The following is a 24,041-nucleotide window of genomic DNA, read 5'->3' as shown; positions in this document are numbered from 1 at the left end:
CAGGGGAGGCCCCGCACCGTATGGTGCGGGGCCTTTCTGCGTTCCGGGACAATTCCCCGGCACGGAAGTCCTCAGCCATGGTCCGGCCTCGGCGGGTTGGTGAGGGCGGCGACCGCCTCGTTGATGGGGGTGGGGCCGGAGATGAGTTCCAGGGTGAGGCCGGCGCTGGCGGGGGCGGCGAGCAGGGCGACGAGGACGGCGGCCACGTCCACGCGGTCCACTTCACCGACGCCGGTGGTCGCGGCGAGGTGGACCCGGCCGGTGCCGGGGCCGTCGCGGAACCACGAGGGCCGCAGCACGGTGCAGTCCAGGTCCGGGCGGGACAGCAGATTCTCGTCTGCCTCGCCCTTGGCCCGCAGATAGGTCTCGATGAGCGGGTTCTTCGGATAGCGGCCGGCGGGGTCGGCTCCTATCGACGAGAGCATGACGTAGCGGCGGACGCCCGCGCGTTGTGCCGCGTCCGCGAGCGTGAGGGCCGCGTCGCGATCGACGGGGTGCGGCCGGCCCGGAGCCTCGGCCAGGCCCGCGCCGGCCGCGTAGAGCACCGCGTCCGCGCCGGTGAGCCGCTCGGCGAACTGCTTCGTCGTGGCGGTGGCCAGGTCGAGGAGAACCGGTCGGGCTCCGGCGGCCCGGACGGCGTCGGTCTGTTCAGGGCGTCGGACGATGCCGGAGACCCGGTCGCCCCGGGCCGCGAGGAGCCGGGACGCCGTGCGGGCGACGCGGCCGTGAGCGCCTGCGATAGCAACATACACACAGCCGAGAGTAGCGGTATGTGTACGATGTGTTCAGTAGGCTGCTTCGGGGGCGGCGCGGGTTTCCTGCCGGACCTCCGACGCCAAGCGTTGATCACCCGCTGAGACGACCCCGCTCGCCCGCTGCCGAGGGCCGCCCCCTGCCTTCCTCACGACCCGCCGCGCTGCCCGGGGACGAGGGGCAGGAGGGCGGTCGGCGCGGTGCTACGACCGCCGACACGGCACGGCAGGAGGACCATGACTGCGACCGATGAGACCCTTCCCCTTCACCGGCTGACGTTCGTGGAACCAGGCCCGCCCCAGCGCGTCACACTGCCCGACGGCACGCCCGTCTGGCACTTCACCCGATATGACGACGTCCGCCAGGTGATGGCCGATGACCGGTTCACCCGTGCCCTGCTGCCCGTCACGTCGGCCTCGCCGCTCCTCGACACCCCCGAGGCCATGCCCAAGCAGGACGGCGCCGGGCATCTGCGGTTGCGCCGCACCGCCAAAGGGGTGTTCACCCCTCGTGCGATCGACCGCATGACACCCATGGTCGCCGAGGTGACCGACCGGTTCGTCGCCGAACTCGTCGGTCACGGCCCGTCCGTGGACCTCGTCGACCACTACAGCAGGCCGCTGCCCATCGCCGTCATGAACGAGCTGTTCGGAGTACACGATGTGGACGACGACCGGCTGCTGCGCTGGAACCAGCTCGCCTTTCCCGAGCCCTCGGTCCCCAGGAGCGAAACCGCCGAGGTCGCGGAGGAGTTCACCGCGTTCGTCACCCGATTGATGACCGAGCGCCGACGTGCTCCGGGCCCGGATCTGGTCAGCACCCTGGTGCAGGCCGCCGATCGCGAGGGCGGCATTCCCGAGCCTCAACTCGTCAACTTCATCACCACGTTGATGGTGGCCGGCTACGACACCACGATGACCATGCTGGGCAATGCCCTGCTCTATCTCTTGAGCGAGCGCCCGCAGGAGTGGGTCCGCCTGGGCTCCGACGAGGCGGCGGCCGGGGTGCTGGCGGATCGTCTGACGCACCTGATCCCGCTCAACGACCCCGAGAAACGGTTCAACCCGCTGCGTGTCGCCGAGGACGTTGAGGTCGGTGGGACGCTCGTCAAGGCCGGTGATCTCGTCACACTCGATCGTGGCGCGGCCAACCGAGACCCCGCGGTCTTCTCCAGCGACCCGTTCGCCGATCTGTTCGCCCCGTTGGAACGTCCCACTCTGGCCTTCGGGGGAGGGCAGCACTACTGCATGGGTGTCTCCCTGGCCCGTACGGAACTCCGCCTCGCCCTGCACCGGTTGGCCGCCCGCCTCCCGGACCTGCGTCTGACCGTGCCGGTCGACACCCTTGAGTGGCGTACCAGCGCACTCACCCGCAGCCCCCTGCATCTGCCCGCGACCTGGTAGGCGCCTTGCCGGATCTGTCGGGGGCGGTGGCTCGGCCGAGGACGTGCCCAGCCGCCGGGAGTTGGCCGGGGCCGGGCGGCGGCGCGGCGAGGAGGCGCGTGAGCCGTCGGGACGATGACGGCGCCGAGGTGTCGCCGTGCAGGGCGATGGCCGGGTGAGAGGAGCTGCGCGGAGGCCGCCCGGGGTGCGTAGGCCGCCCGTGGTCAGTGCGACGCGGGCGTGTCAGGTGGTCCGGTCCGGTGGGACGGCGGTGCGGGGTGATGGCCGGGGAGACCGGTGCCGCCGAGGTGGGTCAGCAGGGTGGACAGGTGGCCGATGTCCTCCTGGGCCCACGAGGGCGCGGCGAAGATCTCGGCGGCGGTCCGCTCGGCGGTGGCGCGCATCTCGGTCAGGCGCGCGCGGCCGGTGTCGGTCAGTGCCGCGTAGGCCACGCGGGCGTCGCGGGCGTCCTTCTCGCGTGTGACCAGCCCGATCCGTTCCAGGGGCGCCAGCCCACGGGTTACCCCGGAGGCGGTCAGTCCCAGTGCCTCGGCGAGGTCCACCCGGCGCATCCGGCCGCCGGGTGCCCGGCCCAGGTGCAGCAGCATCGTGAAGTCGGCCAGGCTGACCCCGTGCAGCCCTCCGAGGCTCGCGTCGAACCGCCTGACCAGGGCCGTCTGGGCCCTCAGAAGACGCAGCGTGGCGTCCAGCGCATCTGTCATTGCCACCTCCTTGACCACTCAAGTGTATCGCCGGTTTGAGTGGCCAAGGAGGTGTTTCCTCGGGGGCCCGGGGGAGTCACCGGGGCCGGGGTCAGGGGGTGGTCCGTCCGTCGTGACGCTCAGCGGGACGGAGAGCCCGCCTGGACCGGATCGCGGGGTGCGAAGTGGCCGGGCGGCGAGGGCGCGGTGGCGGGGTCAGGCGTTCTTCTGGGCGGCGGCGCGGCGCTGCCGTTTGCCCAGTGGTGCCTGGGAGCGGTCCTCGGCCTGGGACCTGAGGTTCTTGTAGCCGTAGCCGCGCGCGGTCAGCCATGCCTTCGCCGCCTCTTCGGCGCGTTCGGTCGCCTCCAGGATGTCCTCCTCTTCCTCGCCGGAGTCCTGGAAACGGAAGGTGAAGGCGGAACGCGCCGCAAGGTCGTAACTGAGGTGTCCCTCGGGCGTGAAAGCGGCGTGGAGGATGTTGTGCTCCTCGGCGCGGGACAGGAGTTCGGCCCGCTGATCGGTGGTGAGTCCGTCGAAGACGCCGCGGACCATGATGTGGAAGGTGCGAGTACTCATCCCATGACATTAGCCAGCGGGATCGGCGGGCTCCACCGCGTTTCGGAAGCGGCCTTCTGGTCGTGCTGAACCGGATCGGGGTGCTTGGTACTGAGGGTGATACCGACGGCGCCGGTGGGTGAAGGCGGTAATGCCGCTTGTCTTGGTTCGGAGCGTCCGTTCTACGCCGGACGGGTGATGCGCTGGAACGTGGGCCGGAGTGCCTTGGGAGAGGCCCGTACAAGGGCCCGTGGCAGTGGAAATCCCTCGTTGCGGGGTGGGTTGCGGTCGCGGGGGTGGAGGAATGACGGGAGGCTGTGAGGGGAGCGTGGTTCGCCTCGCACATGCGGCGTGCGGGGGTGAGCGCGCCGGACAGGAAGGCGGCGGCCATGGCAGCGGTGCCGGACAGGGAGCGGGAACGGAGCGTCCACGACAGCGGACCGGTCGTCGGTGAAGCCTTGTTCGTCGGGCTGGCGCTGATGGTGACCGGGCCGCTCAGTGTTCTTCTGGGCATTACCGGTATTACGCGCGACAGCCTGTTTTCCCCTCCCGGGCATTTCGCCTACCGGTTCGACCTCACCACCTGGGGGTGGATTCACCTCGTGGTCGGGGTGGCGCTCTTTCTCGTGGGTGTCGGGATTCTGCTCGGCAAGGGGTGGGCGCGCGGAGCCGCGATCGCGCTGGTGGCGATCAGTCTGGTCACCCAGTTCATGTTCATTCCGTACTACCCGGTGTGGTCGATCATCGTGATGGCCATCGACCTCCTCATTGTCTGGGCGCTGAGCAGGTCGTTCCATCCCGCGGCGAGCGGCAGCCGGTGAAGCCGGCCGGCCGTTCGCCGGACGGAGCGGCCGGGGTCAGGGCCGAGGGGGACGGTGGTCTTCGAGGAGGTGCGGAGACGCGTCGTGCGGTGAGCGGAAGGTTCTCCGGTACGCCTGGGGGGTGGTGCCGGTCAGGCGGTGGAAGTGGTGGCGGAGGGTGGCGGGGGTGCCGAGGCCGGTGCGGTCGGCGATCCGGCCGATGGGGAGGTCGGTGGTTTCGAGGAGTTCGCGGGCCCGGTGGACACGGGCGCGGAGGAGCCATTGCAGGGGCGTGGTACCGGTCTGCGTACGGAAATGACGGTTGAGGCTGCGGATGCTCATCGCGGCGTGGTGGGCGATGTCCGCCAGGGTGAGCGGCTGGTGGAGGTGGCGTTCCATCCAGGCGAGGGTGGGTTGGAGCGCCGTGCCGGCGGATTCGGGTGCGGGGTGCTCGATGAACTGGGCCTGACCGCCGTCGCGTTGCAGCGGCATGACCACGCGCCGGGCGGTCGCGGCGGCGATGTCGGCGCCGAGGTCGCGGCGTACCAGGTGGAGACAGAGGTCGAGTCCGGAGGCGATGCCCGCGGAGGTGGCCAGGTCACCGTGGTCGACGAACAGGACACTGCCGTCGACCTCGATGCGCGGGTGGCGTCGGGCGAGTTCCCGGGCGTACTGCCAGTGGGTGGTCGCGCGACGGCCGTCGAGGAGGCCGGTGGCGGCGAGGGTGAAGGCGCCGATGCACACGGACGCGAGGCGGGCGCCGCGGTCGGCCGCCGCCAGCAGGGCCTCCCTCACCGGGTGGGGGAGGGGATCCAGGAATCCCGCGTGGCCGGGGACGATCACGGTGTCGGCCTCGGCCACGGCGTCCAGGCCGTAGGGGGCGTGCAGGCGGAAGGCGCCGTACTCGGGTGAGGTGGTGACGGTGCGGGTGGCGGCGCAGACGCGCACGTCGTAGTGGGGACGGTCGCCGGTCCGGCCCGCCTCTCCGAAGACCTGGCCGGGCAGGGACAGCTCGAAGGGCAGGACCCCGTCCAGCGCGAGAACCGCGACAGCGTGCATGGCCAGAATTTAACGTACCTCGGCATTCAGGCCACTCGTGGGTGGGGCCGCGCGGTCGCAGGATCGGGGCATCCCCGTTCGTACCGACCCGAGGAGTCCGGATCATGGACCGTCCCCTGCCCGACTGGCACGCCGCGTTCGACCTGCCGCGGAGCGCGCTGTCCGTTTCCGCCCTGCGCTTCGCCGAGGAGAACGAGGAACCGTTCCTCCTGCGGCACAGCGTCCGCAGCTATCTGTTCGCCCGCGCGCTCGCGGACCGGCGGGGTATGCGGGGCGGGAGGGACTACGACGACGAGCAGGTGTTCCTGGGCTGTGTGCTGCACGATCTGGGGCTGTCGGAGAGGGGCAACGGCAGTCAGCAGTTCGAGGTGGACGGCGCCGACCTGGCGGCGGGCTTCCTGCGCGGACACGGGGCCGACGAGCACACCGTCGCCGTGGTGTGGGACGCCGTCGCGCTGCACACCTCGGCGGGGATCGCCTCGCGCAAGGGCCCCGAGATCGCCGTCGTCCAGGCCGGGATCGCCGCCGATGTCCTGGGGAAGGACAAGGACGACCTGCCGGACGGTTTCGCCGACCGGGTCCACGCCGTTTTCCCCCGCGACGACCTCGCCCATGCCCTGAGCGAGGCGATCGCGGCGCAGGCCCTCGCCAATCCCGCGAAGGCGTCGCCCCTCAGCTTCCCCGGGCAGGTCCTGCGGCCCCGGCTCCCGCACGGCGCGCTGCCGGACTGGTACGACCTGGTCGAGCGCGCCGGCTGGGGCGACCGCCCCCTCGCGGCCCGTTCCGCCGCCCTGGCCGCCCTCACCCCCGACCGGCTGCCCGGCCTCTTCCGGCACTTCCTGGAGGCCGGGGACCTCGGCGGACTCGTCTCCCTCTACGAACCGGCCGCCGTCCTCGCCCATGGCCCCGACGCGACCGTCACCGGTACCGCGGCCATCACCGGGCAGCTGCGCGCCTACATCGAGCGCGGTGTCCGCTTCTCCTTCCGCGCCGGCACGCTCCACACGGCGGGCGACATCGCCGTGCTGTCCCACACCGCGACGATCACCGGCCTGACCCCGGGCGGCGCGCCGCTGACCTGCGACACCACGGACGTCCTGCGCCGGCAGGCCGACGGGCGCTGGCTCTACGCCGTGAACGACCCGTTCTCCGGTGCGCGGGCGAACCGTTGACATGGCCGACGGGCCCCGCCACCGCTGCCCCGGCCCCGCGCTGACCGGGGCAGCGCCTCAGCGGCGCGACGCGGTGCGGCCCGTGCCGGTCGTGGCGTGGACTTCCGCGACGTAGCCGCCGGGGAAGGAGAGGACGGCACTGTCGCGGCCGAGGGAGGAGTGGTGCGGGCCCCAGAGGACCTTCGCGCCCGCGGCCTTGGCCTTGGTGAGGGTCGCGTCGAGGTCGGTGACCCGGTAGCCGGTGACCTCGCGGCCGAAGGGGTACGGAAGATGGCCGTTGGTCACGAGGACGACGGACCGGCCGAGGTGGGACGTGGTGGCGATACGGCGGTACGTCCTGCCGGGCAGGCCGATGTCGGAGGCGTCGGCGTTGCTGAGGTCCGAGACGACGGTTCCGCAGGTGAAGCCCAGGTACGAGCGCAGGAAGCGGGAGGCCGCGTCCTGGGAGACATAGACCCGGTTCTCCGGGACGGTCGTCAGCGGCTTGTAGGAGGGGGTCTTGGTGTGCCAGTAGAGCTGGGTGTTGATCCCGCCGGGGAACTGCACGACGGCGTCGCGGCCGACGGGGTCGGGGAAGGGGGCGACGAGGATGTCGGCCCCGTGGGCCCTGGCGGAACGCACCCCCTGGTCGAGGTCGGTCATGAGCCAGCCCGTGCGCTCCGCGCCGAACGGGTACGGGATCGGGGTGTGGAAGTCGAAGACCGACAGGGTGCCGACGGGGGAGAAGACGAGTTGGGAGAGGGTCCGGCTGGGGGTCGGTGTGACGTTGGTGCTCACGGGCGTGGTGCTCGTCCCTCCGAAGGTGGCCTTCCAACTTGCCGTGAAGGCGGGCATCTTGCCGTGCTCGATGTAGACATGGGTGGTGTCGTACTGGGGGCCCGCGGCGAGTTGCCGGGCGCACGCACCGGTGCGCGGTGGTGCCGCGTCCGGGGCGAAGGCGGCCGGCGGCAGGGCGGCCGCCGCCGTCGCGACGGGGAGCAGGAACGCGGCGATGCGATGCCTCATGGCAGGTCCCTTCGGGGGAGGGGCGCGGAGCGGTACGTGCCGCACCGGACGGTGCGCCCGCCGCCGGACACCTGGCCGGCCTCAGCACCTCCCGAGGCTAGGCGGGGGAGCGACGGTGTGCATCCGGGCGCCGCACGCTCGGTAGCGGGAGGGCGGGCGCCACGGTGGTGCGTGACGGCCGTTCGGGGGACGGCGGTTCCGTCCGCTCCCGGGGTCCGCGGTTACGGTGCCGTACGCCGTACCTCGTGCCCGCCGAGAACGTCACGCACGACCGAACACCCTTGGCCATGAACCTGTCACGGGGTACCGTCGGTCCGTTGTCGACGACGGTACGACGGAAGCCGGTGGGAATCCGGCACGGTCGCGCCACTGTGTACGCCTCGCCCCGGCCCGCCGGAGCGGCGCGTGAGTCAGACCCGCAGCCGCCGTCCAGTGCACCACCGAGATGGGACGCGAACTCCCAGAGGAGGCCCCGCCATGGCACATACCGCTGCCGAGCCGACCACCGCCACCCCCGCCGTACCCGCCGCGCTGCCGCTGAGGGCGCTCGCTCCCTGGGCGGTCTTCTTCGGCGTCCTGATGCTCGTCCTGCTCTACTTCGTCGGCGCCGAACAGGGCGCCACCTCCGTGTTCAACGGCACGGACGTCCACGAATGGGTGCACGACGCACGCCACCTGCTCGGCTTCCCCTGCCACTGACGCGAGGGGCGCCGCACACACATGAACTCCGCAACCGTACGCAACCTTCTCGTACGGGGCATGCTCGCCGGCCTGGCCGCCGGCGTGCTCGCCCTGATCGCCGCCCACTTCCTCGGCGAGCCGTACGTCGACCGCGCGATCGGCTTCGAGGAGGCCCACGCCCCCGCCCACGAGCACGGGCCGGAGGGCGTCTCCCGCGCCCTCCAGTCCACCGCCGGCCTCGCCACCGGCGTCCTCGTGTACGGCGTCGCCTTCGGCGGCATCGCCGCGCTCGCCTTCTGCTTCGCCCTCGGCCGCGTCGGCCGTCTCTCCCCGCGGGCCACCGCGCTGCTGCTGTCCGGCTGCGCGCTGCTCGCCGTCTACGTCGTCCCGTTCCTGAAGTACCCGGCCAACCCGCCGGCCGTCGGTGAACCCGACACCATCGGCGAACGGACCGCCCTGTACTTCCTGATGATGCTGCTCGGCGTCCTCCTCGCTCTCGCCGCCGTCCTCCTCGGCAAGCGGCTCGCCCCCGCCCTGGGCGCCTGGTACGCGACGGTCGTCGCGGTGGCCTGTTTCGCCGCCGTGATCGGGCTGGCGTACGGGTTCCTGCCGGCCGTGGACGAGGTGCCGCAGGGTTTCCCCGCCGGGCTGCTGTGGCGGTTCCGGCTCTCCGCGCTGGCCGTCCAGGTCGTGCTGTGGGGCGGGTTCGGTCTGCTCTTCGGCGAACTGGCCGAACGCCAACTGCGGCCCGGGACCGCCCGGGAGCGGGCGTTCGCCGCGCACTGACACGGCACCGGGAGGGCCCGCACAACCGGGCCCTCCCGCGCGGAAGCGGCCGCCGGCTCAGCGCTCCGGTCCGCCCAGGGGCCGCCCGAGCCGGAGGTTCCACCGTCCCGCCCGGCCACTGAACTCCGTGGCCGACAGCGGCGGGACGTCCAGCCGCCAGAACGCGGCCGGGGCCAGGCCCAGGGCATGGACGACCGCGGCCCGTACGACCTCCGGTTCGACCACGCCGACCGTCCGGCCGCCCGTGTCCGCGACGGCGTCCAGCCAGCGCGCCACCCGCCCGCACACGTCCCGTACCGACTCCCCGCCGTGGGGCGCGCAGTCCGGGTCGGCGAGCCAGCGGGCCACCGCCTCCGGCTCGGCCACGCCCACCTCGTCCAGGGCCCGTCCCCGCCAGCGCCCCGCGTCCAGCCCAGCGGGCGCCGCCTCCGCACCGTCGAGCCCGAGGGCCGCGGCCGTCTCCCGGCAGCACACACTCGGCGAGACGACCACCCGCGCGGCCCCGGGCAGCGCGCCGGCCGCCGCCCGCGCCTGCTTCCGCCCGCTCTCGTCGAGCCCGTCGCCGTCGTCGAAACGGGCCTGCCGCAGCGCCCGGCTCATCGCGGGCGTCACGAGAACGACACGGCTGGTCATGGTTGCTCCTCCGGTTGTCGTCACGGGGTGCGGGACTCCACCGGATACGGCACATACGTCCGCCGGTCCGGGTCGATGGACAGGCGGCCGCCCGCCGGGGGCCGGGCGCGCTGGGCGCAGTCGCGGCGTTCGCAGATGCGGCAGCCCAGGCCGATGGGGGTCGCGGCGCGGGGGTCGTCCAGGGCGATGCCCTGGGCGTGGACGAGGCGGTGCGCGTGCCGGAGTTCGCAGCCCAGCGCGACGGCGAACTCGGCGCGCGGGGCGTGGTGGCCGATCCCGCCGCGGGTCAGGGCGCGGGCGACCCAGAAGTACCGCTGCCCGTCCGGCATTTCGGCGACCTGGGTCAGTGTCCGGCCGGGCGAGGAGAACGCCTCGTACACCGTCCACAGCGGGCAGGTGCCGCCCATCCGGGAGAAGTGGAAGGCGGTCGCGGACTGCCGCTTGGAGATGTTGCCCGCCCGGTCGACGCGCAGGAAGGAGAACGGTACGCCGCGGCGGCCGGTGCGCTGGAGGGTGCTCAGCCGGTGGCAGACGGTCTCGAAGCCGACGCCGTAGCGCGCGGAGAGCAGTTCGATGTCGTAGCCGACCTCCTCCGTGGTGGTGTGGAAGGCGGTGTACGGCATGAGCAGGGCGCCCGCGAAGTAGTCCGCCAGGCCGATGCGGGCCAGCGCCACCGAATCCGGCGAGGTCAGCTCCGTCGCGCTGTCCGCGAGCCGGTCGAGGAGCGGGCCGTGCTCCAGCAGTGCCAGCTGGGTGGCGAGTTGGAAGGCGCGCTGGCCGTCGCTGAGCCAGGGGGAGAGGAACAGCAGTCCGGCGGCCGGGTCGAAGCGCCGGGGGTCGGCGGTGCGGCCCGGGGCCGCCTGGACGACGCGGACGCCGTGCCGGTCGGCGAGACGCGCGGTGAGCGGGTCGGCGGCCCGGCCCGGCCGCAGCCCCATGGCCGTGGCGGTCCGCTCGGCCTCGGAATCCAGCGGCCCGACATGGTTGTGGCGGGCGTGGAAGAAGTCGCGGACCTCGTCGTGCGGCTCACCCGGAGGGAGCAACGCCTCGCCCGGACCCGGTGGGGCGAGGGCCGCCGCCTGCTCGGCCGCGTCCCGGTAGCGGCGGTGCAGGGTGACCAGGGCGCGGGCCAGGTCCGGGTGGTCGCGGGCGGCCTCGGCGGCCTCCTCGGCGGAGGGCGGCGGCACCCCGCACGCCTCGTCGGCGAGGGCGGCCCGCAGATCGGCGGCGAGACGGTCCTCGCGAGCCCCGGAGAAGAATTCCGCGTCGACGCCGAAGACCTCCGCGATCCGCAGCAGCACCGGCGCGGTCAGCGGGCGCAGGCCCTGTTCGAGCTGGTTGGCGTAGCTGGTGGAGATGCCGAGGGCGCGGGCCATGTCGGCCTGGTTCATGCCCTGCGCGCGGCGCAGCCGGCGCAGCTTGGCGTGGGCGTAGACCTTGCGACGGGCCGCTGGTCGGGCCATGGCGCACCTCCTCGTCGTCCCCGGGCGGCAGCGGAGCAGTTGCGAAAGTAGCATCCGCACAATTCGCAGGATTCGCATGTCCACAGCCCTGAGCTGTACGGAATCCGCAGAGTGGAACGGTGGCCCGGCGGCCGCCCGGCGGGCACCCTCGGTCGTATCGGCCCCGCCGGGGCCGAACGGGACCACGAGGAGCGCCGTGATCGAGCACCACGTCCGTGTCCACCCCAGCCGCGACCGCCTCCCGCGCGAGGAACAGCTCGCCTGGAAGCTCGCCGCGGTGGCCACCGCCACCGGGGAGCCGGAGCCCGGCAGCGCCGCCATGGCCGCCAACCGGGTGATCGACAACGCCGCGGTCGCCGTCGCCTCCCTGCTGCGCCGCCCGGTCGCCGTCGCCCGTGCCCAGGCCACCGCCCACGGTGCGCACACCCCCGGTGCCTCGGTCTTCGGCAGCGGCCTGCGGGTCTCCCCGGAGTGGGCGGCCTGGGCCAACGGCACCGCCGTACGGGAACTGGACTTCCACGACACCTATCTGGCCGCCGACTACTCCCACCCCGGCGACAACATCCCGCCGCTGCTCGCCGTCGCCCAGCACACCGGCCGCACCGGCGCCGACCTGCTGCGCGGCATCGTCGCCGCGTACGAGATCCATGTCGCCCTGGTCAAGGGCATCTGCCTGCACGCGCACCGCATCGACCACGTGGCGCACCTCGGCGCGGCCACCGCCTGCGGGCTGGGCGCCCTGCTGCGCCTGCCGACACCGACCGTGTACCAGGCGGTCCAGCAGGCCGTGCACACCACGACCGCCACCCGGCAGTCCCGCAAGGGCGAGATCTCCAGCTGGAAGGCGTACGCCCCCGCCTTCGCCGGCAAGGCCGCCGTCGAGGCGGTGGACCGGGCGATGCGCGGCGAGACCTCCCCGTCCCCGGTCTACGAGGGCGAGGACGGCTTCCTGGCCTGGATGCTCGACGGCCCCGGCGCCGACTACACCGTCCCGCTCCCCGCGCCCGGCGAGCCGCGCCGCGCGATCCTCGACACGTACACCAAGGAGCACTCCGCCGAGTACCAGGCCCAGGCGGTCATCGACCTGGCGCGGCGGCTGCGGGAGCGGACCGGGCCGCTGGACCGGGTCCGCTCGGTCGTGCTGCACACCAGCCACCACACCCACCACGTCATCGGCTCCGGCTCCGGCGACCCGCAGAAGTACGACCCCGGGGCCGGCCGCGAGACCCTCGACCACTCCGTGCCGTACATCTTCGCCGTCGCCCTGGAGGACGGCGCCTGGCACCACGAGCGGTCCTACTCCCCCGAGCGGGCACGCCGCCCGGAGACCGTCGCCCTCTGGCAGAAGATCACGACGGTGGAGGAACCGGAGTGGACCCGCCGCTACCACGACCCCGACCCGGCCCGCCGCGCCTTCGGCGGCCGTGCCGTCATCACCCTGGACGACGGCACGGTGATCGAGGACGAACTCGCCGTCGCCGACGCCCACCCCGCCGGCGCCCGGCCCTTCGACCGCGCCGCCTACACCGGCAAGTTCCGCACCCTCGCCGAGGGCATCGTGGCCCCGGACGCCCAGGACCGCTTCCTGTCCGCCGTGGAGAACCTCTCCGGCCTCGGAGCGCCCGGCCTGGACGCCCTCTTCCCCGCCGTCGGCACCGACGCCGTGGCCGCCGCCGACGCCCGTCTCCCGAAGGGCCTGTTCTGATGCTGCACACCCGCACCACCGCCGCCGAACGCCGCCGCGCCCTGCGCGCACGGCTCGCCACCGGCCGGCTGCTGGCGATGCCCGGCGCCCTCAACCCGCTCTCCGCCCGCCTGATCCAGGACACCGGCTTCGAGGCGGCCTACCTCTCCGGCGCGGTCCTCGCCGCCGACCTGGGCCTGCCCGACATCGGCCTGACCACGTCCACCGAGATCGCCGACCGCGCCCGGCAGACGACCCGGGTCACCGACCTGCCCGTTCTCGTCGACGCCGACACCGGCTTCGGCGAACCGATGAACGCGGCCCGCACCGTCCAGCTGATGGAGGACGCGGGCCTGGCCGGGATGCACCTGGAGGACCAGGTCAACCCCAAACGCTGCGGCCACCTCGACGGCAAGACCGTCGTCCCCCGCGAGGAGATGACCCGCCGCCTGCGGGCCGCCGTCGACGCCCGCCGCGACCCGGACTTCCTCCTCATGGCCCGCACCGACGCCCGCGCCGTCGAGGGACTGGACGCGGCGATCGACCGGGCGAAGGCATACGTCGACGCCGGGGCCGACGCGGTCTTCCCCGAGGCGCTGGAGGACGAGCGGGAGTTCGCGGCGTTCCGCGAGGCCGTGCCCGTCCCCCTGCTCGCCAACATGACCGAGTTCGGCAAGGGCCGCCTGCTGGACGCCCGCACCCTGGAGAACCTCGGCTACGACATCGCCCTCTACCCCGTCACCCTGCTCCGCCTGGCCATGGGCGCCGTCGAGGACGGTCTGCGCACGATCGCCGCCGAGGGCACCCAGCAGTCCCTGCTGCCCCGTATGCAGACCCGCTCCCGCCTGTACGAACTCCTCGGCTACGAGGACTACGCGGCCTTCGACACGGCCGTCTTCGACTTCACCCTTCCGCCCGGCGCCTGACGTACCGGAGGCCCCCATGTCCACCACCGCGCCCGAGGTCCACCGCGGCCTCGCCGGTGTCGTCGTCGACACCACCGAGATCTCCACCGTCATCCAGGAGACCAACTCCCTCACCTACCGCGGCTATCCGGTCCAGGACCTCGCCGAACGCCGCTCCTTCGAGGAGGTCGCCCATCTGCTGTGGTACGGCGAACTCCCCGACGCCCGGCAGCTCGGCGAGTTCCGGGCCCGCGAACGCGCGCTGCGCCCCCTGGACCGCACCACCGCCGAACTGCTGGCCCGGCTGCCCGAGACCTGCCACCCGATGGACGTACTGCGCACCGCCGTCAGCTTCTTCGGCGCCGAGGACCCCACCGAGGACGACGACAGCCTCGCCGCCCACCACGCCAAGTCCCTGACCCTGCTCGCGAAGCTGCCCACCGTCGTCGCCGCCGACCAGCGCCGCAGACGGGGCCTGGAGCCGATCCCGCCCGACCTCTCCCTCGGCCACGCCGAGAACTTCTTCCACATGTGCTTCGGCGAGGTCCCCGCCCCCGAGGTGGTCCGCTGCTTCGAGATCTCCCTCGTCCTCTACGCCGAACACAGCTTCAACGCCTCGACGTTCACCGCCCGCGTGGTCACCTCCACCCTCTCCGACCTCTACAGCGCGGTCACCGCCGCGATCGGCGCCCTCAAGGGCCCTCTGCACGGCGGTGCCAACGAGGCGGTGATGCACATGCTGGAAGAGATCGGCGACCCGCGGCGGGCGGGGGAGTGGCTGGACGAGGCCCTCGCCGCCAAGCGGAAGATCATGGGCTTCGGCCATCGCGTCTACAAGCACGGGGACTCCCGCGTCCCGATCATGCAGGCCGCCCTGGACCGTCTGGTGGCCCGCACCGCCGACCCCGAGGCGACGCGGCTGGCGGCCCTGCACACGGCGCTGCGCGAGGCGATGGCCGCCCGCAAGGGCATCCACCCCAACCTCGACTACCCCGCCGGACTCGCCTACCACCTGATGGGCTTCGACACCCCGGCCTTCACCCCGATCTTCGTGATGAGCCGCATCACCGGCTGGACCGCCCACATCACCGAACAACTTGCCCACAACGCCCTGATCCGCCCGCTGGCCTCCTACGACGGCCCCGGGCAGCGGCCGGTGCCCTCGGCCCCGTAGCGGGGCCCGCCGGCTGTCCCTGCCGCACGTCCACGGGCGAGGCGGCCGTGAACCGTCACACGGGCCGTTTCGCTGGGGGCGGGGTGATGCTACGCGGACAGCTCGTCCGCCTTGATGCTGCCGACGAACGCCGACCACGCGGGCGCGGCGACCGTGAGGACGGGGCCGTGCGGGTTCTTGCTGTCGCGGACGGGGACGGCGCCGGTCGCGACGGCGGACGGAGCCCACTCGACGCACTGCCCGCCATTGCTGCTGTACCAGGACTTGATCCAGGAGAGGGGTTCGGTCGTCACGGGGTGCCCTTTCGTACAGTAGGCGGCCGGTACTGGCCTTGCCGCGACGGCGGCCCCCTGCCTGGATGGACGTTCGCCAGGCCCGAAACTCCCGTCCCGGCCCTATCGGGCAGCGCCGGCCGGGGCGGGCGCGGTGGCCGACGAGTGCGGCCGGCCGCATGTGCACGACGTGCCGGGGACCGCCCCCGGCACGGCACAGCCAAGAAGGGAACCCGCAGTGGACCCGGAAAAGCTGAGCACGTTGTCCACGTACGCGGGAGATGAAGAGAACAGCCCAGAGTGAGATCGGCCCCGGCAATGACGGCCAGGAGGGCAACCCCAACCAGGGATGCGGTGACAACTGGCCGTCAACCGGGCGCCATAGCACGGTGATCAACTAGGTGAGGCGGCCCCGCGCTGACAGGCTGCCGGGGTCGCCTCACCTTTGGGAGAGCTGCTCCATGCCGAAAGTCATGAACGATCGCGGTCGCGTCACCGTGTTCCCCCTGCTGCACCTGTGGCCCGACGTGTACGGTGCCGTCGCGTACGCCACGACCGGCCGTTTCGGCGTGGACGCCGTGGTCGGGTATCTCCCCGTCCCAGAAGTCCCCGACGTGCACCTCATGGACGTTGCGGCCCGCCACGCCCCGCAGGCTGTGGAGTGGCTGCTGTGCACCGGATGGTCTTCCCGCGTGGTCCCGAAGCCCGGAACGCTGGATCTTCGCGATGCCGAATGGACGCTGGAGGTGGACGGCACCAGCGAGCCGGCCAAACCCGTCTACGGCCACCAGCGGCTGCATTTCGGCCCGCATGACCCTCAAGGACCCGGATCTCCACGCACAGGCTTGCGCGGTACTCCGTAGCCGGGTTCCTGAACCTGTCGGCGTGTCATCGCCATCCGGCCCCCGCCCTAGCCGTCCTCACAGGTGAGGCCCGGGGCCGGGGCCGGAACGCGCCCCGGCCCCGGACGGGCGTCCGCGTCAGGAAGCGGGCAGTTCGCCGCGGACCGTGCGGGCCGCGGTGACCAGGTTCTCCAGTGACGCGCGGGTCTCGGGCCAGCCGCGGGTCTTCAGACCGCAGTCCGGGTTGACCCACAGCCGCTCGGCGGGGATCGCCTTCAGGCCCGTGCGCAGCAGCCCGGTCACCTCTTCGGCGTCCGGCACCCGCGGGGAGTGGATGTCGTACACCCCGGGCCCGGCCTCGCGCGGATAGCCGTGGGCGGCCAGTTCGCGGGCGACCTGCATGTGGGAGCGGGCGGCCTCCAGGCTGATGACATCGGCGTCGAGGTCGTCGATCGCCTGGACGATGTCACCGAACTCGGCGTAGCACATATGGGTGTGGATCTGGGTGTCCGGCCGCACCCCGCCGGTGGTCAGCCGGAACGCCTCGGTGGCCCACGCCAGGTACCCGGCGCGGCCCTCCTCGCGCAGCGGCAGCGTCTCGCGCAGCGCCGGCTCGTCGACCTGGATGACGGGCGTCCCGGCCGCCTCCAGGTCGTTCACCTCGTCCCGCAGGGCCAGCGCGACCTGCCGGGCGGTGTCGCCCAGCGGCTGGTCGTCGCGGACGTAGGACCAGGCGAGCATCGTGACCGGGCCGGTCAGCATGCCCTTGACCGGCCGCTTCGTCAGCGACTGCGCGAACGTCGTCCAGCGCACCGTCATCGGCTCGGGCCGCGAGATGTCCCCGGCGAGGATCGGCGGCCGGACGTAGCGGGTGCCGTACGACTGGACCCAGCCGTGCCGCGTCGCCAGGTAGCCGGTGAGCTGCTCGGCGAAGTACTGGACCATGTCGTTGCGCTCCGGCTCACCGTGCACCAGGACGTCCAGACCGGTCTTCTCCTGGAAGGAGATCACCTCCTGGATCTCGGCCCTGATGCGCTCCTCGTAGCCGGCGGTGCCGATCCGGCCGGCGCGCAGGTCGGCGCGGGCGGCGCGCAGTTCCGCGGTCTGCGGGAAGGAGCCGACGGTGGTGGTCGGCAGCAGCGGCAGTCCGAGGCGGGCGCGCTGCGCCGCGGCCCGCTGTGCGTACGGCCGGGAGCGGCGCGCGTCGGCGTCGGTGACGGCGGCGGCCCGCTCGCGGACCTCCGGGTCGCGGGTGAGGGGCGAGTGCGTACGGGAGGCGATGTCGGCGCGGTTGGCCGCCAGCTCCCCGGCGACGGCGTCCCGGCCGCTGCTCAGCCCGCGGGCCAGCACGGTGATCTCGGCGGTCTTCTGCCGGGCGAAGGCGAGCCAGCGCAGGATCTGCGGGTCGATGTCCCGTTCGGCGGCCGCGTCGAAGGGGACGTGCAGCAGGGAGCAGGACGCGGACACGTCGACGCGGTCCGCGAGACCCAGCAGCGTGCCGAGGGTGGCGAGGGACTTCTCCAGGTCGTTGACCCAGATGTTGCGGCCGTTGACGACACCGGCGACCAGCCGCTTGCCGGGCAGCCCGCCCGCGGCGGCGAGGTCGTCCAGGTTGGCGGCCGCGGCCTCGGTGAAGTCCAGTGCCAGCCCCTCGACCGGGGCCTTGGCCAGCACCGGCAGGGCGTCCCCGAGACGGTCGAAGTACGACGCGACCAGCAGCTTCGGCCGGTCGGTGAGCGCGCCCAGGGCGTGGTGGGCGCGGCGGGCGGCGTCCAGTTCGGCCGGGGTGCGGTCCTGCACCAGGGCGGGCTCGTCCAGCTGCACCCACTCGGCGCCGGCCGCGCGCAGATCGGCCAGGACCTCCGCGTACACGGGGAGCAGGCGGTCCAGGAGGGTGAGCGGGTCGAAGTCCGCGGGCGCGCCGGGCGCGGGCTTGGACAGCAGCAGATACGTGACCGGGCCGACCAGGACCGGCCGGGGCGTCAGGCCCAGGGCCAGGGCCTCCTTCAACTCGCCGGTCTGCTTCGACGAGTCGGCGGTGAGCACCGTTTCCGGTCCCAGTTCGGGTACCAGGTAGTGGTAGTTGGTGTCGAACCACTTGGTCATCTCCAGTGGCGCGACGTCCTGGGTGCCGCGCGCCATCGCGAAGTACCCGTCGAGCGGGTCGGCGGCGACGGCTTCCCGGTGGCGCGCGGGGATCGCGCCCACCATGACGGTGGTGTCCAGGACGTGGTCGTAGTACGAGAAGTCACCCGTGGGGACCTCGTCGATACCGGCGTCGGCCAGCTGACGCCAGTGGGTACGGCGCAGGTCGGCGGCGGTGGCGCGGAGGGCGTCGGCGGTGACGGCGCCCTTCCAGTAGCCCTCGATCGCCTTCTTCAGTTCCCGGTGCTGTCCCTGGCGGGGGTAGCCGTACACGGTGGCCCGTGCTGCCGCGGCTGCGGGCTGGGTGGTCACGGAGATCTCCTTCGCGAGATGAATCCCTGAGATCCCGGCGGCGGGACGAGAGCGCGAAGGGTGACGGACCCGGCGGGTACGACCGCGCGCGGCACGGCGCCGTCCTCCGCCTGGTATGTACGCCGACCCGCCCTCGAGGTCACCGGGATGTCCGTGCGGGAGAGGCTCACGCACGGGCAGATGGCAGGTCTTCGGACTCGCGGGCACGTCCTCGGGGGAGGACACCTACTGGCCGTCGCTTCCCGGGCCCGTGGCGGACCCAGTGCGTATGACGGCGGTCGTTCCCGCTCACCGCTGCGGGGCAGTCCCGGATTCCCACCGGGTTCCCTCTTGCGACGCTCCCGTCTGGCGGACGGGGCGAACCAGCTGCACCGCCCACCCTAAGCGCTCGCACGCGATGTGGGGGAGTACGCCCGCGAAGCGGAGGGTGACGTGGCACACGCGGACGGTGGGTGCGCCGGGTTCTCCCGGGGGAGGGACGGCGAAGCGGGGGCGTACGGGGACGGCCGTACGCCCCCGCTCGGGCGGGGCGCCCCTGGGGCCGGCGGCGGGACGTCCGCCGCACCGGTCCTAGTGGAACTGCTGCTCCTCGGTCGACCCGGTCAGCGCCGTGGTGGACGAGGCGGGGTTGACGGCGGTGGAGACCAGGTCGAAGTAGCCGGTGCCGACCTCGCGTTGGTGCCTCACCGCGGTGAAACCGTCCGCCTGGGAGGCGAACTCGCGCTCCTGGAGGTCGACATAGGCGGTCATGCCGTGCTCGGCGTAGCCGCGTGCCAGGTCGAACATGGCGTGGTTGAGGGAGTGGAAACCGGCCAGGGTGATGAACTGGAACGCGTAGCCCATGGCGCCCAGTTCGCGCTGGAACTTGGCGATCTGGTCGTCGTCCAGGGCGGCCTTCCAGTTGAACGACGGCGAGCAGTTGTAGGCGAGCTTCTGGTCCGGGTACCGCGCGTGGACGGCCTCGGCGAACTCGCGGGCCTGTGCCAGGTCGGGGGTGCCGGTCTCGACCCAGAGGAGATCGGCGTACGGGGCGTAGGCCAGCCCGCGGGCGATGACCGGCGCCATGCCGTTGCGCACCCGGTGGAAGCCCTCGGCGGTGCGCTCCCCGGTGGTGAACTCGGCGTCGCGTTCGTCGACGTCGCTGGTCAGCAGGGTGGCGGCCAGGGCGTCGGTGCGGGCGACGACGAGGGTGGGGACGTCGGCGATGTCGGCGGCGAGGCGGGCCGCGTTGAGGGTGCGGATGTGCTGGGAGGTGGGCACCAGCACCTTGCCGCCGAGGTGGCCGCACTTCTTCTCCGAGGCGAGCTGGTCCTCGTAGTGGACGCCGGCGGCGCCCGCCGCGATCATCGCCTTGGTCAGTTCGAAGGCGTTGAGCGGCCCGCCGAAACCGGCCTCGGCGTCGGCGACGATCGGCGCGAGCCAGTCGGTGGTGTCGCCGGCGTCCTCGGCGGTGGCGATCTGGTCGGCGCGCAGCAGCGCGTTGTTGATCCTGCGGACCACCTGGGGAACGGAGTTGACGGGGTAGAGGCTCTGGTCGGGGTAGGTGTGCCCGGCCTGGTTGGCGTCGGCGGCGACCTGCCAGCCGGACAGGTAGATCGCCTGGAGGCCCGCCCTGACCTGCTGGACGGCCTGGCCGCCGGTGAGCGCGCCGAGGGCGTGGACGTAGTCGCGCTCGTGCAGCTGCCGCCACAGCCGTTCGGCGCCGCGCCGGGCCAGGGTGTGCTCCTCGCGGACGCTGCCGGAGAGCCGGATCACGTCCTCGGCGGTGTAGGTGCGCTCCACGCCCCGCCACCGGGGGTCGGTCTCCCACCGCCGCCGGAGCTCCTCGGCCGCCCGCTTCCTCGCGTCTGCCATGACTGTCACCGTCTCCTCGGTCCGTGCCGGACGGCCACCCGCCGCCTCGGGGGACGGGGGTGGCACTGTGTGTCGTTCGGGGGATGCGGCCCGCCTGGCGCCGGGCGGCGGAAGGTGAGCAATGCTGCCGGTTCGGACTCCCGCTCCTGCCGGGATCTCCGACGTCAGGGCCTGGATCGCGCCCCGGCTCCGAGCGGTGTCACCGGTGCCCGGCGGGCCGCACAGCGACTGTGGCACTGGCACTGAGTGCCATCAAGCATGGAGGCATGCCAACTTCTGCGAATCTTCCGCCCGTTGTCCGCCAAGGTTGCGAAGGGTGCGGTCGGACGCCTGTTCCCGTACGCTGACCGCTACCCGGAACACGGAGGGCCGTGCGGTGGCCAAGACGTACGCGGGGGCGCGTCTGCGACGCCTGCGCGAGGAACGCCGGATGAGCCAGGCGCAACTCGCCCGCGTCCTCGCCATCTCGCCCAGCTACCTCAACCAGATGGAGCACGACTCCCGGCCGCTGACCGTACCGGTCCTGCTGCGCCTGACCGAAGCCTTCGGTGTCGACCCCGGCTTCTTCTCCGAACGCGACACCACACGCCTGGTCGCCGACCTCCGCGAGGCGCTGGCCCGGGAACTCGCCGACGACCGGGTCTCCGCCGCCGACCTGACCGAACTCGCCTCGCGGATGCCCGCCGTCGCGCGGGTCCTGGTCGACCTCGGACGCCGCAACCACCTCCTCGCCGAACGGCTTTCCGACGCGACGGACGGCCGCGGCGCCGACCCCGACGGCCCCCGCTCGCCCCACGAGGAGATCCGGGACTTCTTCTACCGCCGCCAGAACTACCTCCACGACACCGACCTCGCGGCGGAGGAACTGGCCGGGGAGTGCGGCATCCGCCCCGGCGATGTCGTCCGCTCCCTCACCACCCGCCTCGCCGACCGCCACGGTGTCCGCACGGCCGTCGGGCCCGGCGACGCGCTGCACCACTACGACGAGGAGACCCGCACCCTCCATCTGTCGCCCCTCCTGCGCTCCGGCCAGCGCGCCTTCCGTGCCGCCACCCAGCTCGCCCTCCTCGAACACGGCGGCGAACTCGACCGCCTGGCCGCCGAGGACTTCCCGCCCGGCTCTCCCGTCCACGCCCTGGCCCGTATCGGCATCGCCCACTACTTCGCGGCGGCCCTGATCCTGCCGTACGCCGCCTTCCACCGGGCCGCGGAGGAGGCCCGCTACGACATCGAACTCCTCACCGACCACTACGGCCTCGGCTACGAGACCGTCTGCCACCGGCTGAGCACCCTCCAGCGCCCGCGACTGCGCGGGGTGCCGTTCTCCTTCATCCGTGTGGACCGGGCCGGCAACATGTCCAAACGGCAGTCCGCGACCGGCTTCCACTTCTCCCGGGCGGGCGGGACCTGCCCCCTGTGGAACGTCTACGAGGCGTTCGCCGCGCCCGGCCGCATCCATGTCCAGATCGCCGAAATGCCCGACGGGCAGCGGTACTTGTGGATCGCCCGCGCGATCACCCGGCACCGCGGCGGCTGGGGCGAACCCGGCAAGAACTTCGCCCTCGGCCTCGGTTGCGAGATCCGCCACGCCCACCGCCTCGTCTACTCCGACGGCCTCGACCTCGCCAACGCCTCCGCCGCCACCCCCATCGGCATGGGCTGCCGCGTCTGCGAACGCCTCGACTGCCCCCAACGCGCCGCACCACCCCTCGGCCGCTCCCTGCGGATCGACCAGAACACCAGCACCTTTGTGCCGTATCCGGTGGCGGACGGGGGGAAGGGGGCGGGGGTTTCCCGCAGGGGGTGGTGAGATGACGGCGCGTCATTTCGTCAGTGGTGTGAGAACGGATTGTTCGTCGATGACGTGGCGTCGCGTCGCACAAATGAGTGCTGACGGGATGTCGCACAAGGAATTCTGACGGGGTGGGCGGGGAGCGCCGTCGCGCCGGAAGTCGTGAGGGTTTCCGTAGGTATTCCGTCGCGAGGGTGGCGTCGGCGGGGCGGGGAGCCGCCGAAAGTGGTTGGCGGGCGAATAGTTGACACTTTGAAGGTTTTCGCTGTCTTACGAGAGGCGGTGCCCTCTCGGGGAAACCGGTGGTCCGTTTTTCTGGCCGGAGTGCGATAAGTTGACCGAAATCCGCGGGAGGGGTGTTCGAGGGTGACGGGACGCGCACGGGGGTGTGGAGGGTGTCCGGGAGGCGGGCGGCCCGTGGGGCGGTGGCGCGGTGCGCGGCGTCCGTCGCGGCACCTTCCCGGCGGCCCGCCGTACCGCGCGCCCGGTCAAGGGCTTTACCTGCCAACTTCCGTTTCTGGTAAATTGTCAGCATTCTCCGGATAGAGAGATTTGTTCCCAGGGGGCGCACCGTTGTTCGCGTTGTTGAAGTGCCGATGCGCCGTGTGCGCCTCCCCGGAGACCCGTGAGCACCGGCCCGGACCGCGTCCGCGGCGGGTCTTATCCTCACCGGAACCGCTTCCGGTCCACGTGATCCACGTCTGACCGGAGGAATCGGAGGAACCGGTGTGCCGGGCCGCCGCGACGACGCGGCCGCCCGGACGGTCGGGCGCGTGGTTGCCCGTATTCCTTTTCAGCGGGTTGCGTAACGCATCTACGGGGTGAGCAGGCGTGAAGGAGTTAGTGCTGTCGGGACCGCCGGCCGACCGCGGTGCCGACCGCGGTGCCGACGGTGGCGCCGACGGTGACGAGCTGGAGCGGTCGCTGCTGGAGGTCCAGGCCCTCATCCAGTCCACGGTGGCCAAGCACCGCAGCCGTCTGACCGAACGGTCGCTTCTTTCCGAGGTGGTGGCCGAGGACGGCGCCCTGCTCGCCCTGGCCGAGCAGATGATCGGCCAGGCCAGAAGCAGCGTCACCATGGCCATCGCGGCCCGCGGCGACCAGTCCCGGGTGCTGCAACTGGTCGCGGGCAGACTGCTGGACGGCCGGCCCGGCCACCCGCAGACACGGGTGCTGTGCCCCCGGACGGTCCTCGACCACGCGTTCACCCGGCGGCTGGCCGACGCGCGCTCCGCGCAGGTGCGCGTCACCGGCATGCCGGTCGAGGCACTGCTGATCATCGACGGCCGTAGCGCGCTGGCCTGCACGGAGACCCCCGCCGGCCAACGGGCGTCCGTCGTCAGGTCGTACCCGGTGATCCGCGCCATGTACGCCCTCTTCGACGGCATGTGGCACACCGCCGTCGCCGCGCCCGACTGGGCGGAGTGCGGCGACCGCACCCGAGAGGAGTTCCACCGCCAGGTGCTCGACCGCCTCCAGGCCGGGGTGACCGACGAGGCGGCCGCCCGCGAACTCGCCGTCTCCGTCCGCACCTACCGGCGCTACGTCGCGGAGATCATGGCGCGGATGGGGGCCAGCTCCCGCTTCCAGGCCGGGGTGCGCGCCGCCGAACTGGGGCTGCTCGTCACCCCTCCGGTACGACGGGCCGCCGACTCCGCGGGGTGACCGCATCCGGCTGCACGTTCCTGTAACGGGCGTTGCGGTGCCCGCGCGGCGCCCGTTAGGACAGCCACGCAAGGCGACGTCGCACCGGCGGCCCGGTGCGGGACCCGCCGGTGCCCTCTCTTCCCGGCACCGCGGAGGCGGCGAACATGAACACAGAAGCCCTTGGTGTGGTCTTCCCCGGACAGGGCACCCAGCGCCCCGGAATGGGTGCGCCCTGGCGGGAGTGCGCGTCCTGGCACCTGGTCGCCGACATCTCCGGGTGGACCGGCGAGGACCTCGCGGAACTGCTGCTGACCGCCGACGCCGAACGGCTGCGCCGTACCGACCTGGCGCAGCTCGCGGTGTTCACCGTGGCGGCCGTGGCGCACGCCGAGGCGCTGCGCCACGGCGCGCTGGAGGGCGCCGT

21 protein-coding genes, 1 pseudogene and 1 riboswitch are annotated in these 24,041 nt (G+C 72.6%); of the genes and pseudogenes, 12 read left to right on the top strand and 10 right to left on the bottom strand.

The window, feature by feature from the left end:
• Positions 1 to 71: 71 nt before the first annotated feature.
• Positions 72 to 752 carry an NAD(P)H-binding protein gene (locus tag AC51EU_RS10745; RefSeq protein WP_496266552.1) on the bottom strand — a complete coding sequence of 227 codons (681 nt, stop codon included), beginning with the start codon at positions 750 to 752 and terminating at the stop codon, positions 72 to 74.
• Between the two features lie 237 nt (positions 753 to 989).
• On the opposite strand from AC51EU_RS10745, the gene AC51EU_RS10740 reads away from it, so the two are divergent.
• Positions 990 to 2,156 (top strand): cytochrome P450, encoded by a 1,167-nt coding sequence (locus AC51EU_RS10740; RefSeq protein ID WP_496266551.1) that lies wholly within the window; start codon positions 990 to 992, stop codon positions 2,154 to 2,156.
• A gap of 203 nt (positions 2,157 to 2,359) precedes the next feature.
• Here the strand turns inward: AC51EU_RS10740 and AC51EU_RS10735 are convergent, their stop codons facing one another.
• Both AC51EU_RS10735 and AC51EU_RS10730 read right to left on the bottom strand, forming a co-directional pair.
• Positions 2,360 to 2,857 carry a MarR family winged helix-turn-helix transcriptional regulator gene (locus AC51EU_RS10735; RefSeq protein WP_496266550.1) on the bottom strand — a complete coding sequence of 166 codons (498 nt, stop codon included), beginning with the start codon at positions 2,855 to 2,857 and terminating at the stop codon, positions 2,360 to 2,362.
• A gap of 195 nt (positions 2,858 to 3,052) precedes the next feature.
• Positions 3,053 to 3,412, bottom strand: a complete 360-nt coding sequence (locus tag AC51EU_RS10730) for a DUF6204 family protein (protein ID WP_496266549.1) — start codon at positions 3,410 to 3,412, stop codon at positions 3,053 to 3,055.
• A 368-nt stretch (positions 3,413 to 3,780) separates the two neighbouring features.
• On the opposite strand from AC51EU_RS10730, the gene AC51EU_RS10725 reads away from it, so the two are divergent.
• Complete coding sequence (locus AC51EU_RS10725; protein WP_496266548.1) at positions 3,781 to 4,212, top strand: DUF7144 family membrane protein; 432 nt, start codon at positions 3,781 to 3,783, stop codon at positions 4,210 to 4,212.
• A 36-nt stretch (positions 4,213 to 4,248) separates the two neighbouring features.
• On the opposite strand, the gene AC51EU_RS10720 is transcribed toward AC51EU_RS10725, so the two are convergent.
• Positions 4,249 to 5,250, bottom strand: coding sequence for a GlxA family transcriptional regulator (locus AC51EU_RS10720; protein ID WP_496266547.1), 1,002 nt, complete (start codon positions 5,248 to 5,250; stop codon positions 4,249 to 4,251).
• Positions 5,251 to 5,354: 104 nt separating this feature from the next.
• Here AC51EU_RS10720 and AC51EU_RS10715 point away from each other — a divergent pair, with 104 nt between their 5' ends.
• Positions 5,355 to 6,422 (top strand): nuclear transport factor 2 family protein, encoded by a 1,068-nt coding sequence (locus AC51EU_RS10715; protein ID WP_496266546.1) that lies wholly within the window; start codon positions 5,355 to 5,357, stop codon positions 6,420 to 6,422.
• A 57-nt stretch (positions 6,423 to 6,479) separates the two neighbouring features.
• Here the strand turns inward: AC51EU_RS10715 and AC51EU_RS10710 are convergent, their stop codons facing one another.
• Positions 6,480 to 7,427, bottom strand: coding sequence for a VOC family protein (locus AC51EU_RS10710; RefSeq protein ID WP_496266545.1), 948 nt, complete (start codon positions 7,425 to 7,427; stop codon positions 6,480 to 6,482).
• Positions 7,428 to 7,904: 477 nt separating this feature from the next.
• Here AC51EU_RS10710 and AC51EU_RS10705 point away from each other — a divergent pair, with 477 nt between their 5' ends.
• Entirely contained in the window at positions 7,905 to 8,126 is a 222-nt protein-coding gene (locus AC51EU_RS10705) for a CbtB domain-containing protein (protein WP_496266543.1), read from the top strand.
• A 21-nt stretch (positions 8,127 to 8,147) separates the two neighbouring features.
• The gene (locus tag AC51EU_RS10700) at positions 8,148 to 8,894 is read left to right on the top strand and encodes a CbtA family protein (RefSeq protein WP_496266542.1); all 747 of its coding nucleotides are present in this window, start codon (positions 8,148 to 8,150) and stop codon (positions 8,892 to 8,894) included.
• A gap of 57 nt (positions 8,895 to 8,951) precedes the next feature.
• Here the strand turns inward: AC51EU_RS10700 and AC51EU_RS10695 are convergent, their stop codons facing one another.
• Complete coding sequence (locus tag AC51EU_RS10695; RefSeq protein ID WP_496266540.1) at positions 8,952 to 9,527, bottom strand: histidine phosphatase family protein; 576 nt, start codon at positions 9,525 to 9,527, stop codon at positions 8,952 to 8,954.
• A 20-nt stretch (positions 9,528 to 9,547) separates the two neighbouring features.
• Positions 9,548 to 10,990, bottom strand: a complete 1,443-nt coding sequence (locus AC51EU_RS10690; RefSeq protein WP_496266539.1) for a short-chain fatty acyl-CoA regulator family protein — start codon at positions 10,988 to 10,990, stop codon at positions 9,548 to 9,550.
• Between the two features lie 196 nt (positions 10,991 to 11,186).
• Here AC51EU_RS10690 and AC51EU_RS10685 point away from each other — a divergent pair, with 196 nt between their 5' ends.
• Genes AC51EU_RS10685 through AC51EU_RS10675 form a run of 3 tightly spaced genes read left to right on the top strand, consistent with a single transcriptional unit; the run spans position 11,187 to position 14,753 of the window.
• Positions 11,187 to 12,695, top strand: a complete 1,509-nt coding sequence (locus tag AC51EU_RS10685; protein WP_496266538.1) for an MmgE/PrpD family protein — start codon at positions 11,187 to 11,189, stop codon at positions 12,693 to 12,695.
• Positions 12,695 to 13,600, top strand: a complete 906-nt coding sequence (gene prpB, locus AC51EU_RS10680) for a methylisocitrate lyase (RefSeq protein WP_496266536.1) — start codon at positions 12,695 to 12,697, stop codon at positions 13,598 to 13,600. Before AC51EU_RS10685 ends, prpB begins: the two co-directional genes overlap by 1 nt.
• Before the next feature lie 16 nt (positions 13,601 to 13,616).
• A complete protein-coding gene (locus AC51EU_RS10675; RefSeq protein ID WP_496266534.1) occupies positions 13,617 to 14,753 on the top strand; it encodes a bifunctional 2-methylcitrate synthase/citrate synthase in 1,137 nt (378 codons plus the stop codon).
• An 89-nt stretch (positions 14,754 to 14,842) separates the two neighbouring features.
• On the opposite strand, the gene AC51EU_RS10670 is transcribed toward AC51EU_RS10675, so the two are convergent.
• Positions 14,843 to 15,046, bottom strand: a complete 204-nt coding sequence (locus AC51EU_RS10670) for a DUF397 domain-containing protein (protein ID WP_496266533.1) — start codon at positions 15,044 to 15,046, stop codon at positions 14,843 to 14,845.
• Between the two features lie 440 nt (positions 15,047 to 15,486).
• On the opposite strand from AC51EU_RS10670, the gene AC51EU_RS10665 reads away from it, so the two are divergent.
• Positions 15,487 to 15,888 carry a hypothetical protein gene (locus AC51EU_RS10665; RefSeq protein ID WP_496266532.1) on the top strand — a complete coding sequence of 134 codons (402 nt, stop codon included), beginning with the start codon at positions 15,487 to 15,489 and terminating at the stop codon, positions 15,886 to 15,888.
• A gap of 117 nt (positions 15,889 to 16,005) precedes the next feature.
• Here the strand turns inward: AC51EU_RS10665 and metE are convergent, their stop codons facing one another.
• Positions 16,006 to 18,324: a 5-methyltetrahydropteroyltriglutamate--homocysteine S-methyltransferase gene (gene metE, locus AC51EU_RS10660; protein ID WP_496266531.1), complete on the bottom strand. Its 2,319-nt coding sequence runs from the start codon at positions 18,322 to 18,324 to the stop codon at positions 16,006 to 16,008.
• Between the two features lie 165 nt (positions 18,325 to 18,489).
• Positions 18,490 to 18,706: riboswitch (cobalamin riboswitch) on the bottom strand.
• A 188-nt stretch (positions 18,707 to 18,894) separates the two neighbouring features.
• Positions 18,895 to 20,178, bottom strand: a complete 1,284-nt coding sequence (gene aceA, locus AC51EU_RS10655; RefSeq protein WP_496266530.1) for an isocitrate lyase — start codon at positions 20,176 to 20,178, stop codon at positions 18,895 to 18,897.
• A gap of 376 nt (positions 20,179 to 20,554) precedes the next feature.
• Between aceA and AC51EU_RS10650 the strand changes: the two genes are divergently transcribed.
• The 3 genes and pseudogenes from AC51EU_RS10650 to AC51EU_RS10640 all read left to right on the top strand — a co-directional run.
• Positions 20,555 to 21,988, top strand: coding sequence for a short-chain fatty acyl-CoA regulator family protein (locus AC51EU_RS10650; protein ID WP_496266529.1), 1,434 nt, complete (start codon positions 20,555 to 20,557; stop codon positions 21,986 to 21,988).
• Between the two features lie 813 nt (positions 21,989 to 22,801).
• Positions 22,802 to 23,635, top strand: a complete 834-nt coding sequence (locus tag AC51EU_RS10645) for a helix-turn-helix transcriptional regulator (RefSeq protein WP_496266528.1) — start codon at positions 22,802 to 22,804, stop codon at positions 23,633 to 23,635.
• 146 nt (positions 23,636 to 23,781) lie between these two features.
• Positions 23,782 to 24,041: pseudogene (locus tag AC51EU_RS10640) on the top strand (ACP S-malonyltransferase); the annotation flags it as partial.

Source organism: Candidatus Streptomyces philanthi (assembly GCF_059553635.1).
This window is presented reverse-complemented; position numbering and strand designations above follow the sequence as displayed.

What these genes read in the sequence shown, in the direction of transcription:
- AC51EU_RS10740 (WP_496266551.1), top strand. Translation starts at nt 990, where the DNA reads ATGACTGCGACCGATGAGACCCTTCCCCTTCACCGGCTGACGTTCGTG.
- AC51EU_RS10735 (WP_496266550.1), bottom strand. Translation starts at nt 2,857, where the DNA reads ATGACAGATGCGCTGGACGCCACGCTGCGTCTTCTGAGGGCCCAGACG.
- AC51EU_RS10730 (WP_496266549.1), bottom strand. Translation starts at nt 3,412, where the DNA reads ATGAGTACTCGCACCTTCCACATCATGGTCCGCGGCGTCTTCGACGGA.
- AC51EU_RS10725 (WP_496266548.1), top strand. Translation starts at nt 3,781, where the DNA reads ATGGCAGCGGTGCCGGACAGGGAGCGGGAACGGAGCGTCCACGACAGC.
- AC51EU_RS10720 (WP_496266547.1), bottom strand. Translation starts at nt 5,250, where the DNA reads ATGCACGCTGTCGCGGTTCTCGCGCTGGACGGGGTCCTGCCCTTCGAG.
- AC51EU_RS10715 (WP_496266546.1), top strand. Translation starts at nt 5,355, where the DNA reads ATGGACCGTCCCCTGCCCGACTGGCACGCCGCGTTCGACCTGCCGCGG.
- AC51EU_RS10710 (WP_496266545.1), bottom strand. Translation starts at nt 7,427, where the DNA reads ATGAGGCATCGCATCGCCGCGTTCCTGCTCCCCGTCGCGACGGCGGCG.
- AC51EU_RS10705 (WP_496266543.1), top strand. Translation starts at nt 7,905, where the DNA reads ATGGCACATACCGCTGCCGAGCCGACCACCGCCACCCCCGCCGTACCC.
- AC51EU_RS10700 (WP_496266542.1), top strand. Translation starts at nt 8,148, where the DNA reads ATGAACTCCGCAACCGTACGCAACCTTCTCGTACGGGGCATGCTCGCC.
- AC51EU_RS10695 (WP_496266540.1), bottom strand. Translation starts at nt 9,527, where the DNA reads ATGACCAGCCGTGTCGTTCTCGTGACGCCCGCGATGAGCCGGGCGCTG.
- AC51EU_RS10690 (WP_496266539.1), bottom strand. Translation starts at nt 10,990, where the DNA reads ATGGCCCGACCAGCGGCCCGTCGCAAGGTCTACGCCCACGCCAAGCTG.
- prpB (WP_496266536.1), top strand. Translation starts at nt 12,695, where the DNA reads ATGCTGCACACCCGCACCACCGCCGCCGAACGCCGCCGCGCCCTGCGC.
- AC51EU_RS10675 (WP_496266534.1), top strand. Translation starts at nt 13,617, where the DNA reads ATGTCCACCACCGCGCCCGAGGTCCACCGCGGCCTCGCCGGTGTCGTC.
- AC51EU_RS10665 (WP_496266532.1), top strand. Translation starts at nt 15,487, where the DNA reads ATGCCGAAAGTCATGAACGATCGCGGTCGCGTCACCGTGTTCCCCCTG.
- aceA (WP_496266530.1), bottom strand. Translation starts at nt 20,178, where the DNA reads ATGGCAGACGCGAGGAAGCGGGCGGCCGAGGAGCTCCGGCGGCGGTGG.